Origin of the sequence: Paenibacillus hexagrammi, assembly GCF_021513275.1 — a bacterium.
In the GTDB taxonomy this organism is placed as follows: domain Bacteria; phylum Bacillota; class Bacilli; order Paenibacillales; family NBRC-103111; genus Paenibacillus_E; species Paenibacillus_E hexagrammi.
On sequence record NZ_CP090978.1, the window covers coordinates 5,086,142 to 5,104,156 of the forward strand.

Annotated in this window: 14 protein-coding genes and 3 rRNA genes; 4 read left to right on the plus strand and 13 right to left on the minus strand. The window is 48.4% G+C overall.

The genetic code is table 11. The annotated features are described in order from the left end of the window. Positions 1–15: 15 nt before the first annotated feature. The 3 genes from rrf to L0M14_RS23180 all read right to left on the minus strand — a co-directional run bounded on the left by rrf (position 16) and on the right by L0M14_RS23180 (position 5,172). A 5S ribosomal RNA gene (rrf, locus tag L0M14_RS23170) occupies positions 16–132 on the minus strand. Between the two features lie 230 nt (positions 133–362). Further along, positions 363–3,299 (minus strand): 23S ribosomal RNA (locus tag L0M14_RS23175). Positions 3,300–3,630: 331 nt separating this feature from the next. Beyond that, positions 3,631–5,172 (minus strand): 16S ribosomal RNA (locus L0M14_RS23180). Together the 16S, 23S and 5S rRNA genes form the textbook arrangement of a ribosomal RNA operon. A 582-nt stretch (positions 5,173–5,754) precedes the next feature. Between L0M14_RS23180 and L0M14_RS23185 the strand changes: the two genes are divergently transcribed. Beyond that, positions 5,755–7,287 carry a sensor domain-containing diguanylate cyclase gene (locus L0M14_RS23185; RefSeq protein WP_235118879.1) on the plus strand — a complete coding sequence of 511 codons (1,533 nt, stop codon included), beginning with the start codon at positions 5,755–5,757 and terminating at the stop codon, positions 7,285–7,287. Between the two features lie 34 nt (positions 7,288–7,321). Here L0M14_RS23185 and L0M14_RS23190 read toward each other — a convergent pair whose 3' ends face one another. From L0M14_RS23190 to L0M14_RS32260, 6 genes are all read right to left on the minus strand, one after another. Further along, on the minus strand, positions 7,322–8,398 hold the full coding sequence (locus L0M14_RS23190; RefSeq protein WP_235118880.1) for a sensor histidine kinase: 1,077 nt from the start codon (positions 8,396–8,398) through the stop codon (positions 7,322–7,324). A 39-nt stretch (positions 8,399–8,437) separates the two neighbouring features. Continuing rightward, complete coding sequence (locus tag L0M14_RS23195) at positions 8,438–9,148, minus strand: hypothetical protein (RefSeq protein ID WP_235118881.1); 711 nt, start codon at positions 9,146–9,148, stop codon at positions 8,438–8,440. 197 nt (positions 9,149–9,345) lie between these two features. Then, entirely contained in the window at positions 9,346–10,008 is a 663-nt protein-coding gene (locus L0M14_RS23200) for a PspA/IM30 family protein (RefSeq protein WP_235118882.1), read from the minus strand. A gap of 1 nt (position 10,009) precedes the next feature. Next, complete coding sequence (locus L0M14_RS23205; RefSeq protein WP_235118883.1) at positions 10,010–10,447, minus strand: apurinic/apyrimidinic endonuclease family protein; 438 nt, start codon at positions 10,445–10,447, stop codon at positions 10,010–10,012. A gap of 130 nt (positions 10,448–10,577) precedes the next feature. Beyond that, positions 10,578–11,345, minus strand: a complete 768-nt coding sequence (locus L0M14_RS23210) for a sensor histidine kinase (protein ID WP_235118884.1) — start codon at positions 11,343–11,345, stop codon at positions 10,578–10,580. An 84-nt stretch (positions 11,346–11,429) separates the two neighbouring features. Continuing rightward, a complete protein-coding gene (locus L0M14_RS32260) occupies positions 11,430–12,596 on the minus strand; it encodes a response regulator transcription factor (protein ID WP_405030802.1) in 1,167 nt (388 codons plus the stop codon). A gap of 151 nt (positions 12,597–12,747) precedes the next feature. Here L0M14_RS32260 and L0M14_RS23220 point away from each other — a divergent pair, with 151 nt between their 5' ends. Next, the gene (locus L0M14_RS23220) at positions 12,748–13,179 is read left to right on the plus strand and encodes a PepSY-associated TM helix domain-containing protein (protein WP_235118885.1); all 432 of its coding nucleotides are present in this window, start codon (positions 12,748–12,750) and stop codon (positions 13,177–13,179) included. 128 nt (positions 13,180–13,307) lie between these two features. On the opposite strand, the gene L0M14_RS23225 is transcribed toward L0M14_RS23220, so the two are convergent. Then, on the minus strand, positions 13,308–14,165 hold the full coding sequence (locus L0M14_RS23225; RefSeq protein WP_235118886.1) for an SDR family NAD(P)-dependent oxidoreductase: 858 nt from the start codon (positions 14,163–14,165) through the stop codon (positions 13,308–13,310). Between the two features lie 175 nt (positions 14,166–14,340). Here L0M14_RS23225 and L0M14_RS23230 point away from each other — a divergent pair, with 175 nt between their 5' ends. Next, positions 14,341–14,760 carry a MerR family transcriptional regulator gene (locus L0M14_RS23230; protein ID WP_235118887.1) on the plus strand — a complete coding sequence of 140 codons (420 nt, stop codon included), beginning with the start codon at positions 14,341–14,343 and terminating at the stop codon, positions 14,758–14,760. Between the two features lie 137 nt (positions 14,761–14,897). Continuing rightward, a complete protein-coding gene (locus L0M14_RS23235; RefSeq protein WP_235118888.1) occupies positions 14,898–15,464 on the plus strand; it encodes a cysteine hydrolase family protein in 567 nt (188 codons plus the stop codon). Between the two features lie 209 nt (positions 15,465–15,673). On the opposite strand, the gene L0M14_RS31645 is transcribed toward L0M14_RS23235, so the two are convergent. The 3 genes from L0M14_RS31645 to L0M14_RS23245 form a co-directional block, all read right to left on the minus strand. After that, positions 15,674–16,150 (minus strand): M24 family metallopeptidase, encoded by a 477-nt coding sequence (locus L0M14_RS31645; protein ID WP_350340523.1) that lies wholly within the window; start codon positions 16,148–16,150, stop codon positions 15,674–15,676. Then, positions 16,032–16,865 carry a M24 family metallopeptidase gene (locus L0M14_RS23240; protein WP_311198768.1) on the minus strand — a complete coding sequence of 278 codons (834 nt, stop codon included), beginning with the start codon at positions 16,863–16,865 and terminating at the stop codon, positions 16,032–16,034. The genes L0M14_RS31645 and L0M14_RS23240 overlap by 119 nt, the downstream gene beginning before the upstream one ends. A gap of 258 nt (positions 16,866–17,123) precedes the next feature. After that, complete coding sequence (locus L0M14_RS23245) at positions 17,124–17,936, minus strand: Rpn family recombination-promoting nuclease/putative transposase (RefSeq protein ID WP_235118889.1); 813 nt, start codon at positions 17,934–17,936, stop codon at positions 17,124–17,126. Between the last annotated feature and the right edge of the window lie 79 nt (positions 17,937–18,015).

The following is an 18,015-nucleotide window of genomic DNA, read 5'->3' on the forward strand; positions in this document are numbered from 1 at the left end:
CACTTCGTGGGCATCGCTTGGCAACGTTCTACTCTCCCAGAACCCTTCGGTTCAAGTACCATTGACGCTGGAGGGCTTAACGGTCGTGTTCGAGATGGGAACGCGTGGATCCCCTCCGCCATCATCACCAAACGATTGTTTTGCGTTAGCAAAACTGTGGCGAGCTTATACTTACGATGCTTCTGCCAGGAAACATCTTATGCTCTTAACTCAAGGTGGCTTGCACCCTGAAAACTAGATACGAAACTTACGTAAAGTGTGAGTTGTTTGCCCTTCAGGTGTTGACCTTGTGATCTTCATTCTTTGGGGCCCCATTCAAGTACTTGAGTTCGCTACGGAGCTCTTCATCACTTGGATGGGATTAGGTTAAGCCCTCGACCGATTAGTATTCGTCAGCTCCATACATTGCTGCACTTCCACCTCGAACCTATCAACCTCGTCGTCTACAAGGGGTCTTACGAATTGGGAAATCTCATCTTGAGGTGGGCTTCACGCTTAGATGCTTTCAGCGCTTATCCCTTCCGTACATAGCTACCCAGCTATGCCTCTGGCGAGACAACTGGTACACCAGCGGTACGTCCATCCCGGTCCTCTCGTACTAAGGACAGCTCCTCTCAAATTTCCTACGCCCGCGACAGATAGGGACCGAACTGTCTCACGACGTTCTGAACCCAGCTCGCGTACCGCTTTAATGGGCGAACAGCCCAACCCTTGGGACCTACTTCAGCCCCAGGATGCGATGAGCCGACATCGAGGTGCCAAACCTCCCCGTCGATGTGGACTCTTGGGGGAGATAAGCCTGTTATCCCCAGGGTAGCTTTTATCCGTTGAGCGATGGCCCTTCCATTCGGTACCACCGGATCACTAAGCCCGACTTTCGTCCCTGCTCGACCTGTTTGTCTCGCAGTCAAGCTCCCTTATGCCTTTGCACTCTTCGAATGATTTCCAACCATTCTGAGGGAACCTTTAGACGCCTCCGTTACTTTTTAGGAGGCGACCGCCCCAGTCAAACTGCCCACCTGACACTGTCCCCATACCGGATCACGGTACCAGGTTAGAACTCCGATACGATCAGGGTGGTATCCCAACGGCGCCTCCACCCAAGCTGGCGCTCAGGCTTCAACGGCTCCCACCTATCCTGTACAGATCGTACCAAAGTCCAATATCAAGCTGCAGTAAAGCTCCATGGGGTCTTTCCGTCTTGTCGCGGGTAACCTGCATCTTCACAGGTATTAAAATTTCACCGGATCTCTCGTTGAGACAGCGCCCAAGTCGTTACGCCATTCGTGCGGGTCAGAATTTACCTGACAAGGAATTTCGCTACCTTAGGACCGTTATAGTTACGGCCGCCGTTTACTGGGGCTTCGGTTCACAGCTTCGGGATTACTCCCTAACCGCTCCCCTTAACCTTCCAGCACCGGGCAGGCGTCAGCCCGTATACTTCGCCTTGCGGCTTCGCACAGACCTGTGTTTTTGCTAAACAGTCGCTTGGGCCTTTTCACTGCGGCCCCCTCGGGCTATTCACCCTACCGAGGCACCCCTTCTCCCGAAGTTACGGGGTCATTTTGCCGAGTTCCTTAACGAGAGTTCTTCCGCGCGCCTTAGAATTCTCTTCTCGCCCACCTGTGTCGGTTTGCGGTACGGGCACCTTCACCTGGCTAGAAGCTTTTCTTGGCAGTGTGAAATCATGACCTTCGGTACTTTAAGTTTCCCTCCCCATCACAGCCCAGCCTTACGGTGTGCGGATTTGCCTACACACCAGCCTCACTGCTTGGACGAGCATCCATCAGCTCGCGTCACTATCCTTCTGCGTCACTCCATCGCTCATAACGGCTACGGTGGTACAGGAATATCAACCTGTTGTCCATCGACTACGCCTTTCGGCCTCGCCTTAGGTCCCGACTGACCCTGAGCGGACGAACCTTCCTCAGGAACCCTTAGGCTTTCGGCGGATCAGATTCTCACTGATCTTTTCGTTACTTATACCGGCATTCTCACTTGTATGCGCTCCACCTGTCCTTACGGTCAGACTTCAACGTACATACAACGCTCCCCTACCCAAGTACTTACGTACATGCCATAGCTTCGGTGGCGTGTTTAGCCCCGTTACATTTTCGGCGCAGAGTCACTCGACCAGTGAGCTATTACGCACTCTTTCAATGGTGGCTGCTTCTAAGCCAACATCCTGGTTGTCTGTGCAACTCCACATCCTTTCCCACTTAACACACACTTGGGGACCTTAGCTGATGGTCTGGGCTGTTTCCCTTTTGACAATGGATCTTAGCACTCACTGTCTGACTCCCGGATATGAGTTTATGGCATTCAGAGTTTGACTGGACTTGGTAACCCTTGGCGGGCCCCGCACCCAATCAGTGCTTTACCTCCACAACTCTTGATTCCGAGGCTAGCCCTAAAGCTATTTCGGGGAGAACCAGCTATCTCCGAGTTCGATTGGAATTTCTCCGCTACCCCCACCTCATCCCCGAATTTTTCAACATTCGTGGGTTCGGGCCTCCAGTGAGTGTTACCTCACCTTCACCCTGGACAGGGGTAGATCACACGGTTTCGGGTCTACGTCCACGTACTAAAGCGCCCTATTCAGACTCGCTTTCGCTACGGCTCCGCTTCTTCAGCTTAACCTCGCACGGGAACGTAACTCGCCGGTTCATTCTACAAAAGGCACGCCATCACCCGTGATGCAAACGAGTTTGCATCATAGGGCTCTGACTTCTTGTAAGCACACGGTTTCAGGTTCTTTTTCACTCCGCTTTCGCGGTGCTTTTCACCTTTCCCTCACGGTACTGCTTCACTATCGGTCGCTAGGTAGTATTTAGCCTTGGCAGATGGTCCTGCCGGATTCCGACGGGGTTTCACGTATCCCGCCGTACTCAGGATCCCTCTAGGCATACGTTTGTTTTTGGCTACGGGGCTTTTACCCTCTTTGCCAGACCTTTCCAGATCACTTCGCCTAACAAACTTTTGCCACATCGAGGTCCTACAACCCCAAGGAGCAAGCTCCTTGGTTTGGGCTAATCCGCTTTCGCTCGCCGCTACTGACGGAATCACATTTTGTTTTCTTTTCCTCCAGGTACTTAGATGTTTCAGTTCCCTGGGTATGCCTCTCATGCAGCTATGTATTCACTGCATAGTAACTGCGCATTACCACAGCTGGGTTCCCCCATTCGGACATCCCCGGATCAAAGCCTGCTTACGGCTCCCCGAGGCATTTCGTCGTTCGCCACGTCCTTCTTCGGCTCCTAGCGCCTAGGCATCCTCCGTGTGCTCTTTCTAGCTTAACCTTAGATTATTGCGCAGCAATAATTGCTACGTAAGAATCAGTTTTGCTAAAATTTCACTTCATCACTTGTTTGCACAAATGGTGATTAGGAATTCTAAGTTTCACGCTTTACGTTTCGTTTTCGTTATCTAGTTTTCAAGGAACAAACGATGTAACCATTACAATTGCGAAGCATTGTTGGTTATCATCCTAGTTGCAACCGTTACATGCGCGAAGCGCTGTCAGTTGTCAACCAAGTTGAAAGGATTGACCTTTCAAAACTGAACACGAGTGAAGAAGCTGTTTGTGCTTTACGCACTTGACTGGTTCGTTGCAGAACCGAGTCTCCATAGAAAGGAGGTGATCCAGCCGCACCTTCCGATACGGCTACCTTGTTACGACTTCACCCCAATCATCTACCCCACCTTCGGCGGCTGGCTCCTTGCGGTTACCTCACCGACTTCGGGTGTTGTAAACTCTCGTGGTGTGACGGGCGGTGTGTACAAGACCCGGGAACGTATTCACCGCGGCATGCTGATCCGCGATTACTAGCAATTCCGACTTCATGCAGGCGAGTTGCAGCCTGCAATCCGAACTGAGATCGCCTTTTTAGGATTGGCTCCAGATCGCTCCTTCGCTTCCCGTTGTAACGACCATTGTAGTACGTGTGTAGCCCAGGTCATAAGGGGCATGATGATTTGACGTCATCCCCACCTTCCTCCGGTTTGTCACCGGCAGTCATCTTAGAGTGCCCACCCGAAATGCTGGCAACTAAGATCAAGGGTTGCGCTCGTTGCGGGACTTAACCCAACATCTCACGACACGAGCTGACGACAACCATGCACCACCTGTCTTGGGTGTCCCGAAAGAGGGCACTGTCTCCAGTGCTTTCACCCAGATGTCAAGACCTGGTAAGGTTCTTCGCGTTGCTTCGAATTAAACCACATACTCCACTGCTTGTGCGGGTCCCCGTCAATTCCTTTGAGTTTCACTCTTGCGAGCGTACTCCCCAGGCGGCATGCTTACTGTGTTTACTTCGGCACCGAGGAATCGAATCCCCGACACCTAGCATGCATCGTTTACGGCGTGGACTACCAGGGTATCTAATCCTGTTTGCTCCCCACGCTTTCGCGCCTCAGCGTCAGTTATAGGCCAGAAAGTCGCCTTCGCCACTGGTGTTCCTCCACATCTCTACGCATTTCACCGCTACACGTGGAATTCCACTTTCCTCTCCTACACTCAAGCCATCCAGTTTTCGATGCGAACCGGGGTTGAGCCCCGGGCTTAAACACCAAACTTAAATAGCCGCCTGCGCGCGCTTTACGCCCAATAATTCCGGACAACGCTTGCCCCCTACGTATTACCGCGGCTGCTGGCACGTAGTTAGCCGGGGCTTTCTTCTCCTATACCGTCACACAAAGGGCAGTTACTCCCCCTGCTGTTCGTCTAGGGCAACAGAGCTTTACGATCCGAAAACCTTCATCACTCACGCGGCGTTGCTCCGTCAGACTTTCGTCCATTGCGGAAGATTCCCTACTGCTGCCTCCCGTAGGAGTCTGGGCCGTGTCTCAGTCCCAGTGTGGCCGTTCACCCTCTCAGGTCGGCTACGCATCGTCGCCTTGGTGAGCCGTTACCTCACCAACTAGCTAATGCGCCGCAGGCCCATCTGTAAGCCACAGCTTGCACCGTGTTTCATGATCTCTCCATGCAGAGAAACCAGCTATCCGGTCTTAGCTATCGTTTCCGATAGTTATCCCGATCTTACAGGCAGGTTGCCTACGTGTTACTCACCCGTCCGCCGCTAGCTTGTCCCCGAAGGGACAAGCCCGCTCGACTTGCATGTATTAGGCACGCCGCCAGCGTTCGTCCTGAGCCAGGATCAAACTCTCCAATAAAGGCCCCATTGCAGATTTGATCCAGGATCAAACTCTCCAATAAGGTAAACCTATTGTTAAGCTGAATAGCTCAATCTTAAAGCTGACGAGATTTTGCAATCTCTTTGTTTAAAGTCGTTTACACGACTTGCTTTCTTCACTCGTTGTTCAGTTTTCAAAGAACAATTTCTTTCATTCACTGCCGCGTTACCGGAGCAGCGAGAAGTAATATACCATGTCTAAATTTCAATTGCAAGTACTTTTTAAAATTTCTTTTTTCGATCCATGCATGAAGATACTCAACGTGCTCAGACATAACGAAATTTCTAAAAATTCACTTGTCGATCTGTTCAATACGGAACAGGATTCAAACTATACCATGCTCATCGACAAAAAACAACATCTTTTAATTTTAACTTTGAAGGAATCAAGTTCATTCATAATAATTATAGATAGCTTTCAGTTCATCTAGGGAGTTCATCCAGTTTAGAAGTAATTCATGAAACCAACCGCCCCATCATTCTATAATTTTACATTGAAAATAAATGTTACATCACATTAAAATGGCAAGTAACCTAAACCCTTGACCACGAGGTAATGACTATGCTGCTTCATACAAGCTTTCCGTTCTCAACGCTGTTCAGCTTTTTCATATTTATCATCTTAATGCTGTATTCGATGCGTTTTCGTAACACTACAGGTGCCAATTATTTTATTTTCACAATGTTTTTAAACGCTATTTTGGCCTTGGCCAGCATTGGAGAGCTTACAAGCACGGATATGTCCATAAAATTAATGTGGCGTAATCTCGAACAAATTCCTCTGTTTGCCTCACCTATAACGGTCTATGGAATGATCATGGAGCTGACTGGGATCGATGTGCAGAAGGTCCGCAAGCATTTATTCTGGCTTAGCATTCCCTGCGCCATATATTTGTTACTTATTTTTACCGATTCCACCCATCATTTGATGCGAAGCTACATATCTATAGAGCCATTCGGCGGGCTGTCAAGAATCCATGTACAATCTACAAGCTTGGGCTTACTGTTTATTGGATACACTCGAGCAATCGGCCTGTTCGTTATAGGTAGACTAATTTTAAGTCTAAGAAGTGTATTTCGGTATAACCGTATCCAATATGGACTGATTCTGGCTAGTACCGTAATCCCTTTCATTCTTACATTCCTGACTACTATTATGGATATAGAAGTAAGCGTGTCTGCCTCTGCCGTTCCCGGTGGATTGCTCTTAGGTTTGGCCATATTTCACTACAAACTGCTTCGTGTCCGCCCCATGGTGAAAGATTTGGTCATCGAGCATATGCGTGAAGGTGTGGTTGTTCTGGATCCTGAAGGTATCGTCCTAGACTTAAACCCCTCCGCTGTACAAATTATTCGAAAAATAGGTATCCATCTTCATTCTAACAAAATCTTAGGACACCATATCAACGTCATTCTTGAGGAAAGACCCGACTTGCTCGAACGTTATGAATATTATGAATCTAAGGATGCGAATGAATCTCGGTTTGATGCGCCACCTTACCATTATTCGGTCAGTTACATTCCTATCCTGTCGAGAAATCGGCTTGCAGGGTCAGTCCTGATCTGTACCGATATTAGTGAGCGGGTAGCCTACGAATCCGAACTGCTTCGACAAGCTACTGTTGATGGGCTAACTCAAGTTTATAATCGTCAGTACATGCTAGAAACGAGTAATAACATGTTGAAAGAGTATACCGTGATATCCTTCATGCTGATCGATATCGATTACTTTAAATCCATTAACGATCAATACGGTCATCAAGCTGGGGACTATGCTCTAACTCAGGTAGCCGCGCTTATTCAAGAAACTGCCGAACAATATGGAATAGTGGGTAGGATGGGCGGCGAGGAGTTTGCCATAACACTTCCTAATATGGACATGAGTAAGGCTCTATGGTTAGCCGAGCTCATTCGCCAAAGGGTAGAACAAGCCATTTTTACAGGACATAACAGCGTCACTATGCGTTGTACAGTCAGCATCGGAGTTACCGCGAAAAAAGATAACCAGACATCATTCACTGAATTGTATCAAGAAGCGGATGACCGGCTATATCGATCTAAACATAAGGGACGCAATCAAGTTACGACAAGCTAATGATATAAGTATCTGTAAAATAAAACCAGCAAACTCAAAGGTTTGCTGGTCGCTTTTCATCGTATAAAGGGAGTTCGAACCAAAATTCAACACCGTCCTCTACATTCGCGGCGCCAAAATGCATTTGATGAAGATTCATAATTTGCTTCACAATTGATAAGCCAAGCCCCGTCCCGCCTTCCCCTCTTGTTCTCGCTTTGTCCACTTTGTAAAAGCTCGTCCAAATAGGCTCCAATTCTTCCTCCGGAATATGAGGTCCGGTATTGTGTACGGAAACCCGTAAGGTATTGCCTGCAATGCCTGTTCTAATCCGAATTTTATTCTTATCGTTCAAAAAGAAAACAGCGTTCGATACATAATTGTTCAAGACTTGATTGATCTTGGAACGGTCACCGAAAACCAGGCACGGGCTCTCCTCGAATTCCAGCTCAAAATGTATTCTCCGCTTAGCATATAAGCTTTGAAATCGTGATACGGATGTTTGAATGCTGTCATGGATATCAAAAACTTCTTGCTGAAGAACTGTGTGCCCTGATTCCAGCTGGGACAGAAGGAGAAGCTCCCTGACCAGCTCATTCATTTTTTTCGCTTCATCAATAATGACATCGCAGTATTCGTTTCGGCTCTCCGTATCTTCGTGAACGTTTTGCCGGAGTCCTTCGGCATAGCCCTGAATGAGCGCAATCGGCGTTTTTAATTCGTGAGAGACGTTGGAAACAAACTGCTTTCGCATTCGTTCCATGCTGTTCTTACGTTCCAATTCATCCTCAAGCAGCTCGTTCTTGCCTCTCAATTCTTCGATAAATTCACCGATAATCACCATGAGCCGGTTCATGTTATCCCCGAGGTTCCCTAGCTCATCCTTCCTCGTTCCCTTCCATCGCTCACTAAAATCGAATTGAATTATCCTGTGCGTCATTTGCTGCAAGGTCACGATCGGCTTGGAAAAATAGGAAGCAAACCGGGTGGCGATTACCCAACCAACTACGATGAAGAGAACGAGGGCAATCAAGTAGAATTCATTCATAATCGTGACGCTTTGCTGAATGGCCGGCATGTAAAGAGGACGAGGAAGCGGTCCAAGCGTTAGCGCATGGAGTGTGCTCTCCACTTACTTTGGTATGATCGCCGTATTTGTTATTATCACTTATTATCTTGAAAAGCTGCTGAAAAGAAGAAGAACCTCCAATCTTGGAGCATAGTACAGAAGCATAGATAAACCCAATAAAAGCCAATCAAGACTATCCGCGCGGATAGTGCTGATTGGCTTTTTGACTGTTAGGTGAAGGCGATGATGAGGCTCAACGGTTTTTATAAAAAAAGCATGAATCAGGAAAAGAACGGCGAAGGCGATGCCGGAACGCAAATGCCACTTTCGATCCAGCTTCCGGTAACGGAATAAGCCCGACACAGGTACTGGCAGAAGAACCAGCAAAGCTAACAGACCGCTTATATTGTTAAAATCGAATTTAAAGCCGTACATAAAAACGGCCACTGTATGCAGAATGATGAAAGCAATCGCAATAATCGCTGCAGGCGTGTGCCATTTGCGGGCAATACGAAGCAGGGCTGCCAGCATTTTCTTAACTTGATTCTTACCGTCCCACGCACGCAGCTTGATCACAAGCAGGAATACATAATAAGCCAGTACGATAAATAGCAGGATTCTCGCATTGGAGCCGAAGTCTTTAAACGTGTGTTCGAATTGCCTGCTATGTAGGGTAGCTGATGGCACTTTTAGCAGATCCATGACCTTCCATACTATCAGTAACACGGCTACCAGGCTGGCACCGATTACCCATTTTCGTTCCTTCTTGGGGATCCACGACTCCTTCGCGATCCTTGCTTCCTGTGAACTCATCCTAATCGTTTCCCCCTTATAGTAAGTAACATTTCCTCGCTTATTTGAAATATTCCTTTCATAATAATGATGAATAGTAAAAGTACGGTAAAAATAAAAAAACTCCAGCCTGGACTGGAGTGAGGATGGCCTAGAGAGGTATGAGACACATCTAACAGTTACCTCTTCCGTGAACTCATCTCGTATGTGATGCGCCGCTACTGCCTATGTTGCTTCAATTCATCCAGTGCAAGCTCAATCTCATCCTTCAGATTGGGATCCACATATTGAGGCGCCGATCGCTTGACAGGGGAAGAAAAATGAGCCATGGCCTCAATATCTGCTTCCATCCTCAGCACCTGCTCTTCCGCGCGTGCAAAGCCTTTGCTGACATTCTCCGTTTGAAAGGAGACCGCTGCTTGGCTCATTTGTTTCATGGAGCTTGCGATATTAATCCGGGAAGCCAGAAGCAGCCGGCGATGGTTGAATTCTTCCGATTGTACGAGGAGCTGTCCGATCCGTTCTTCCAATGTTCGGGTTTGCTCCTTGATTGCTTCATATTGCTGCGTGTAAGCGGCCAGCTTTTTCTCCTGCATAAGCTTTTCCTGTAAAGCCAGCCTAGCAATGTGATCTTCACCTTGATCCACTGCCAGCTTGGCTTGGCGATCTCTTTTTTCAATAACCGCTTCGACCTCAGCGATCATAGCGACTTGTCTTTTTTCAATAAATAATTGGTTAGCCAGCGCTTTTTGCCCTTTGGCCAGCTCTTGTTCAAATTCGCGAAGATAATGATTCACCATATGGACCGACTGCTCGTATTTATCCAACATTTCGTTGGTTTCCGCCAGAATGACATTCTTGATTCGGCTTAAGATTCCCATGTTAGTTCATCTCCTTTATTTTCATTTGATTTTGTTCCCATTGATCCAGAAAATCAGATGTAGACGGAATAACTGCAGGTGCTGCAGATCCTGCATTCGCTGTGAACATTCCAACCAATTTTCTTCTTCTTTTCAGCACCCAATATAGCGCTGCCGCGCCTAGCATGATACCCATTAGGGCCGCCAAGCCTTCGCCCAGGTCGTGATGTCTGTCAAAACCTCCATGCATGCTGCCCCTATCATAATGATCATTCATTGTCATCTGGGACTTCCCATGTCCCCAAGGCATATACGGAACTGCGTTTTGCTTCACTTGATGAAAAGCTTGCTCATAATGGGACTTGTCCCATCCGGCAGCCCACGCTACTCCGACTCCAATCACCGCGAAAATAAGAGCGAGAATGAACAATCGTTTGAGCCATTGTTTACCGAGTCTCATGCTTTCCTCATCCTTTCCTGGTTTCGTTCTTCTTCACATTTCCCACTATAACGATGAAAGGTAAAAGTACGGTAAACACAAAAAAATAGTGCCCTTTCATCCTCATGTGAGGAGACCCGGGCACAGCTAGCTATTTATGTGGAATTTTTACTATAAAAGTGCTTCCATGACCGACGCTGCTTACTACCTCAATGGACCCTTTGTGAGCCTCAACAATCCACTTGGCAATGGATAAGCCCAGTCCTGCGCTTCCTTCCTCTCTGGAGCGATGCTTCTCAGCACGGTAAAACCGGTCGAAGATCCGTGATCTATCCTCCTCAGGAATGCCGATCCCCGTATCCTTGATGGAAAGCACCCATCTCTTGGATGCAGCCTCCAGCATGACATCAACGACGCCTTCCTCCGGCGTATATTTCATCGCATTGTCCAAAAGGATATAGACGACCTGTTTGATACGCTCGAGGTCTCCCATAACGATAAGCTCCTCAGGGAACTCGGCACGGATCGAAATGCACTTCTGTCTAGCCAAAGACTCAAAGGCCTGTACCCAGAGACGCAGCTTCGGTACTAAATCAAAGGAGACCGTTTCAAATTGTACAGATCCAGAATCGGAACGTGCCAAGAGCAGCAGGTGCTGTACCAAGCGGCTCATCCGGCCGACCTCATCTTTCATATCGGCTAGCACTTCTTTGGTATAAGGAGTAAAGTCTTCTCCGTGCTCCAGCTCGATCACATCGAATGACGTATTCATAATCGTAAGCGGTGTCCTGAGCTCATGAGAGGCGTCCGCTAAAAACTGCTGCTGCTGATGGTAGACTGTCTGAATAGGAATCATCGCTTTCTTGGACATGGAATAGCTGAGCCAGATCGCAACGGCAAGAAATAGAATGAAAATCACCAGAAAAACCCCGATTAGATCTTTAAACAGCTCCAGAAGAAAAGAGAGATCTTTTTGCAGCGTAAATCGTTTCAGTATTTCCATTCAAAGTTTTGAGAGGACGGGCCCCATTAAAAGAAGCCTATCATCCCTTTTCAGTTTCTTGAAACCCTGTTCTCGTTCATGATCATGAAATGGCTCATGAGTATGGCCCGGCCGAATATAAGCCAGTCGATATTCGTCAGCATTTGGATGCCAACCGGCGATTTGAGCCATATTCAGACTTCTGCCCATCGGTACAGCCTCACTGCCCGCAATAACATGATCAGAACCATCCAGGATGTAATAGAAGAACAGCTCCTGATCGCTTGAATTCGCAAGATCGGGTATCTCGGGTCTGCCACCCTCGGAAGCATACATGGCCGATTGCAGGCTTTGGCGCTGCTCCTTGTACTCCACTCCGAGCATAAGGCTAATCGCAACAACAGCGAATAGCACTAAAAAAAGAATGATCAGCCCTGCATAGGTCATGGTTAATTTCTTTTGTGTTTGAATAAACACATCTTTCTTCTTGGCTTTATTGCGTATCCAATCACGTATCAAATCGATAGCCAACCCCCCCCGAACACTTTGGATCCACGGTTTCCCACCGCTCTCAGCCTCCAATTTATTCCGAAGCATCTTGATCGTAACGTCCACGTTCTTGTAGGACACATCGCTTCCGATCCCCCAGATGCGGTCCAATATAACCTCTCTCGTGAGCGCATTACCTTCATTCTGCACAAGTAAATCAAGCAGCTGGTACTCCCGTTGGGAAAGAAGAATTTCCTCTGAACATCTAAATAATTGGCGGGAGCTGCGGTTGAGCGTGAACTCTCCAAAAGTAGTGATATCTTGTTGAAGAGGCGCATAATTACGCCGTGTCAGCGACCGCAGGCGAGCAAGCAGCTCCTCCATTTCAAAAGGCTTTGTCAGATAATCATCGGCCCCTGCATCCAAGCCGACAATTTTATCTTGCAAAGAATCTTTAGCCGTAAGGAGGAGGATGGCCTGAGAATAGTTCAATGCTCTGAGCCTCTTGCACACCTCGATCCCATCAACTCCCGGCATCATCCAATCAATGATACATACATCATAGACTGCAGCGCGGGCATATTGAAAAGCGTCTTCCCCATTATCCACCCAGTCCACGTGATAATTCCCTTTTTTCTCTAATACATACTTCATTAATTTCCCCAGTTTGTTATCGTCTTCAGCAAGAAGAAGGTTCATTTGAGTTCACCGCCACATGTAAAAAGATAGCTTAGTATACGCCATAAAGGTAAAAGTACGGTAAATCAAATACTATGGCTCGTACATGGAAAACTTCCAATTAGAGCCATTATATAGGGTAAACCCTTGTTACTAAAGGAGAGATCTTACTTTGAGAAAATTTCGTCAGCTTCACCTCTGGATTGGGCTTATCACCTCCCTCTTTATCTTAGTGGAGGCCATCACCGGATTACTACTGTCCGAGACCTGGCTTATGGGTCAAACCTCCTCTCAGAAAGAGATGAGGATGCCTGCGCAATCCACAAACCCTAGCGCCTCGCCCACTGCAGGCAGTACCGGAAACAGTACGGATGCGAATGCAAATACAGCAGTGTCACGAAAACCCGAAGGCTTCGGCCAACAAGGAAGCTCGCTAGCCGGATGGGTTCATCAGCTGCACGAAGGCCGTGTAGGATCAACGAATCTGAAATGGCTGGTAGACATCACGGCTATTGCACTGATTATTTTGACACTGACTGGAATTGCCCTATCGATTCAAACGTTAAGAGCACAAAGCAGAAGTAGAAAGCGAAGAAACGGATGAACACCTGTAACTGTCTGAAGGGTAACCAGGAAAGCTGGTTGGCCTTTTCTTTGTGCTTTCACAAATCACGTATATGCATAGAAATAACCGCCCCAATCGTTGATCGATTGAGTCGGTTACTCTGTTGTCTATGCAATATGAATCGTTTTAAATTCCTCTTCGTAAATCGCTTGTACCTTCTCCAGCACATGTCGTCCTTGATCCGTATACTTCAACTCCGTAACCTTCCCTTTCATTAAAAATATTCCGGTTGCATCACCATGCTGCCCAAGCGCTGCATCATAAAGTAACGAAGCTCCTTTACTGGGCGGAGGGAAGAACCATTTCATAGCTAGTTTCAAGTATATCGGCAGGCCGGAATTTTTCCCTTCTCGAATGGTATTATTACCGCCAGGGTCCACACTTCTCAGGATGATGCCGTCCTTTGCAGCCAGCGGAGCAAGCTCCTTCGTCCATAAGGATAAAGCAAGCTTCGTTGCGGCGTAGGGCCCGAATAATTTCTTGAATGATTCAGGACGTTCCAATGCTTCGGTATGAAACGACTTCATAAATGTAAAAGCACTCGTAGATGTGTTGACCACGGTTCGAAGCTCTCCCTGCTTCAATAGCTCCTTCATTTCCATAATTACGATGTAAGGCGCTACGGTTTGCAGATCGAAATGCATTTCTCTCCCCTGCCTCGAATACCTCAATTCATTTAAGCTTGCGCCGGCATTATTGAAGATCACATCGACTTTTCTCTCTTTCGCTTTCATCAATTCGAGCGCCCGCTTTAATTGTGTGAAATCCGTCAGATCGGCGTTATATTCCCGCAACTTGCCGGTGTGAGCTGCATGCTGAAGCAAATGATCCTGAGCAGGAAACCTCGATCGGTTTAACCCAATCACTTCCCAATTCTCCTTCAGTAAGTTACGAGTCAACTCCAATCCAATTCCGTTACTTGCGCCTGTTATCAGAGCGGTTCGAATGTATGCTTCTGTCCCCATATTTTCCTCCATTATCCATACAAGGTAGTTTCATTTCATGGAAACAGTCTACAAATTGGAGGCGACTCCAAGTCAAGCGGGTAAGACAAAAAATCATTGCACATGACGAATGTATTGACTTGAAGTCAACTCCAAGTTATACATTGGTCATATAGAATCAAAGGAGGACGACGCTGTGACGTTTACGATTAAGGAGACTGCCATTCAAACCGGGCTGTCGGAGGATACGATTCGCTACTATGAGAAGATTGGCTTGCTGCCGCGTGCGGAGAGGAAGCAAAACAAGCATCGCGTGTACCATGCGGAAGATATCGAAACGATGCGCATCGTTACCTGTCTGAAGAAAACCGGCATGTCCCTGGACAGCATGAAACCGATACTCCAGCTTTCTCAGGATGGAAATTTGGGCGAGTATTCGGAGCTAACCCCCCTACTGCAGGAGCATAAAAAGAAGATCGAACAGCAAATATCTTCCCTGCAGCAAATTGTTGATTTTATCGATGGCCAATTAAAGGCGGGACACACAGGGGGGAACAAGGAAGAATGTACCTTAGTGGAACCAGTGAGGAAATCGCCTTTGGTTCAGCGGAGGTGACCTGCTCAGAAACCTATTGATGCGATAGGGATTAGCTCCTTTCTATCAGCTTGACATACGGAGAGTACTCCGCTTAATATTAAAAGGGAGAGTTCTCCGTTTATCACAACCATCTAACGATAGGAGTTGGCCACCTTATGCAGCAGCAATCTAGCAAACCTGCACTGCTTGTCATGGATATACAAAATGGAATCGTCTCACGCTTCGCAAATGATGGGAGCTTGCTGGTCCCTATTCAGCAAGCCGTCGAGACCGCGCGTAAACAAAAGATCCCCGTTATCTTTGTCCGAGTCGGATTTAGTGAAGGATACCCGGAAGTAAGCCCGCGGAACAAGGCCTTCTCCGCAATATCTTCAAGGGGCGGCATGACGGTCCTGGACCCGTCTACACAGATCCATGAGTCTGTTAAGCCGCAAGCCGATGAACCCGTTGTCACCAAATATCGCGTCAGTGCTTTTGCCGGAAGCAATTTGGAAGTTATCCTCCGCGCCCATCAGATCGATACGCTAATCCTTTGCGGTATCGCAACAAGCGGCGTCATTCTCTCTACGCTGCGGGAAGCGGCAGATAAAGACTATGCCTTGACGGTGCTATCCGACGCATGTCTGGATGCTGACCCGGAGGTGCACCGCGTGCTTATGGAAAAGGTATTTCCTCGTCAAGCCGATGTCATGACGGTAGATGAATGGATCAGTAAAGGATAAAGGGCACTGGCATTTCGATCCTTTCGAGTGCAAGCTAGCTGTGGATGAACCACATCCTCCTCCAATCAAAGGGGCTTTCCCTCAGGCAGAATATCACCTGGAGGAAAGCCCCGGTTTCATTTGGATAATTGTCGGATTGACTTACATCATAACAAGGCCAAAAATTAGGCATGTGATGGTGATGATGGTGATAGACATATGAAGTTGCCTTATAATACAATCAATCCCGGGCGTGTAACCGTCAGCTTTTCAAAGCCTGTTTCGGTGATCAGGTACGTATCCTCTACGCCCACAACTCCCTTGCCGGGAAATGTAAATTTCGGTTCGATCGCGATAACCATACCTGGTGCGAGCGGATAGGTAAAGCCTTTGGCGAGAACAGGCAGCTCGTCAATCTCGAGCCCGATGCCATGACCAAGGAATTTCACTTGGTCAGAGCCATGCCCCATGAAGTGGGCGCTTAAGCCCGCTTCATGAACTTGATCGAGCGCGAGCAGATACAAGTGCTCGCTGATCGTCCCCGGCTGCAGCCTCTCCTCTGTGGCGCGGAGCACCTGCTCCGCCACCTCATACGCCCGCTGCAGCTCCGGTTCTAGACCGCCGATCACCAGCGTGCGCGTCTGATCGATGACATAACCGTCGATCATGCAGCCCAGATCGACGAGAATCGGCTCGCCGCGCCGGATCAAGGCGCGGCCTGAGCTTTGCGGGCTGGACGGGTGGAGCCCCGGCCCCCGGCCGGCCGTCAAAATAAGTGGGCACCGCTGCCGAAGCGCCTGACGCCACCATTCCGGTGATCAACTCGGAATTGTAGGCGCGCATGCGCATCAGCCCTTGGTGCCCGCGCAGCCGGAGCTGATGCTCGATGAGCGCCATCAGCTCAAACTCCGCCATCCCCTCGCGAATGGAGGGGATGACCGCCTCCAGCGCCGCGTCCACGACGCGCGCGGCTTCACGGATCGCCGCCACCTCGGGCGGCGATTTGATCATGCGCTGCTCACGGATGAGCAGCGCGCCGTCCTCCCAGGCCGCGTCCGGGAACGCGGCCTGCAGGCGCTGGAACAGCTGGACGGGAAGCACGTCCAGCTCTGTCGCAAGCCGCACGGAGCCCGGTGCGGCCTCCGCCTGCAGCCCCGCGCAGCGGGCTGCAAGGCGGTCCTTCATCGTCTTCATCGACCCCAGCGCTTCGACGATGGCAGCCGCCTCCTCTTCCGCCCTTTGCACGCTGCGCCGCACCATATACACAGCTTCCCCCTCAGCAGGGATAAACAAATATCCCATCTGCATGGACCCGCAGTAATAATAAATGTCTACATTCTGCGTGACAAGAAACCCTATCAAGCCTCGTTCCCGCAGTGTTTCTTGGAGCTTTGCCTGCCTTTCTTTAAATAGATCACTCATGCTCAGCCATCCTTTCTATCTGGTGTAACTTCTGCTTACTTTCTTCAACAATATCCGATAGAAAGTACAAAATGCAAAAACTGCTGAAAGTATGTCGATAAAGCCGATTCCATGACGTGACAAGCTTCCGAAGACATACAAAAAGATCGTGCCAGCTGTAACACCGACGACGATCTACGGAACATTGAATCAAAACGAATTCATTGAATCGCTCTTATTCGCGTACCAAATCACCCCAACCTGAATAAAACGAAGCTACTAATGAATCTCCTTCCTGAGCCGTTCAATTTCAGCCTCGGCAAGATCCGTGGCAATTGCAATGGAACGGTTATCCATCCCTAAATCGATCAGATTTTTAGCAACCTGCGCTTTACCCTGCTTATGTCCTCTTTCTATTCCTTCTTCTATGCCCTTGGCCAAGCCTTCCTCTACTCCCTTTTGCCTGATTGCCTGCAAGTTATCATGCAGCCCCATGACAGCCCCTCCTTCATCCTTCATATCCTGCAAAAACTTTTCTACGTCCACACGCTCTTTAGGCAAATGAACGGCAACGACACGTGTTAACCAATTCAAAAATTGCCCCTTGGAAGGCTCCGGCATACTGTGAATGGTTTTCATCAGCTTACGCAGTCTTTCCAGTAGCTGAAGCTGATCAGCTGTTTGATCCAAAAGAAATACGGCGCCGATCGTGTTGGAAAGCCGTAGCAGCTCTTCCTCCGAATACCGCTCAACATCAAGCAAGATATAGCCGAAATCAAGAAGCTCTTCCCCAAAGGCCTCTTCACCTGCTAGCAGCTGCCTGAATCTTCGTTTAGCGGTCCAAGGTCTGCTGCCATTATATAGTACAATTGGCACGATCACAGGCAATTCGGCCGATTTGACTGACTTAACGCCGTCTCTGTTTCTTAAGATATATCGCCAAATCTCCGTTTGATACATGAGCAATCGAAGCGGCATCTCCATGTCCACGGTTGATTGCATCTCCAACAAAAGGAAGCACACGATATCCCGCTCCCGTAATCGGGCTTTGAATACAATATCGGCCTCTTTACGCTTGAAGTCAGGAAGCACAAACGAATGGTTGATCTATCAATAATTATATCGCATCCAGCGCGCATACCCACAACGCAGTTTGCTGTTTCTCCGCAAA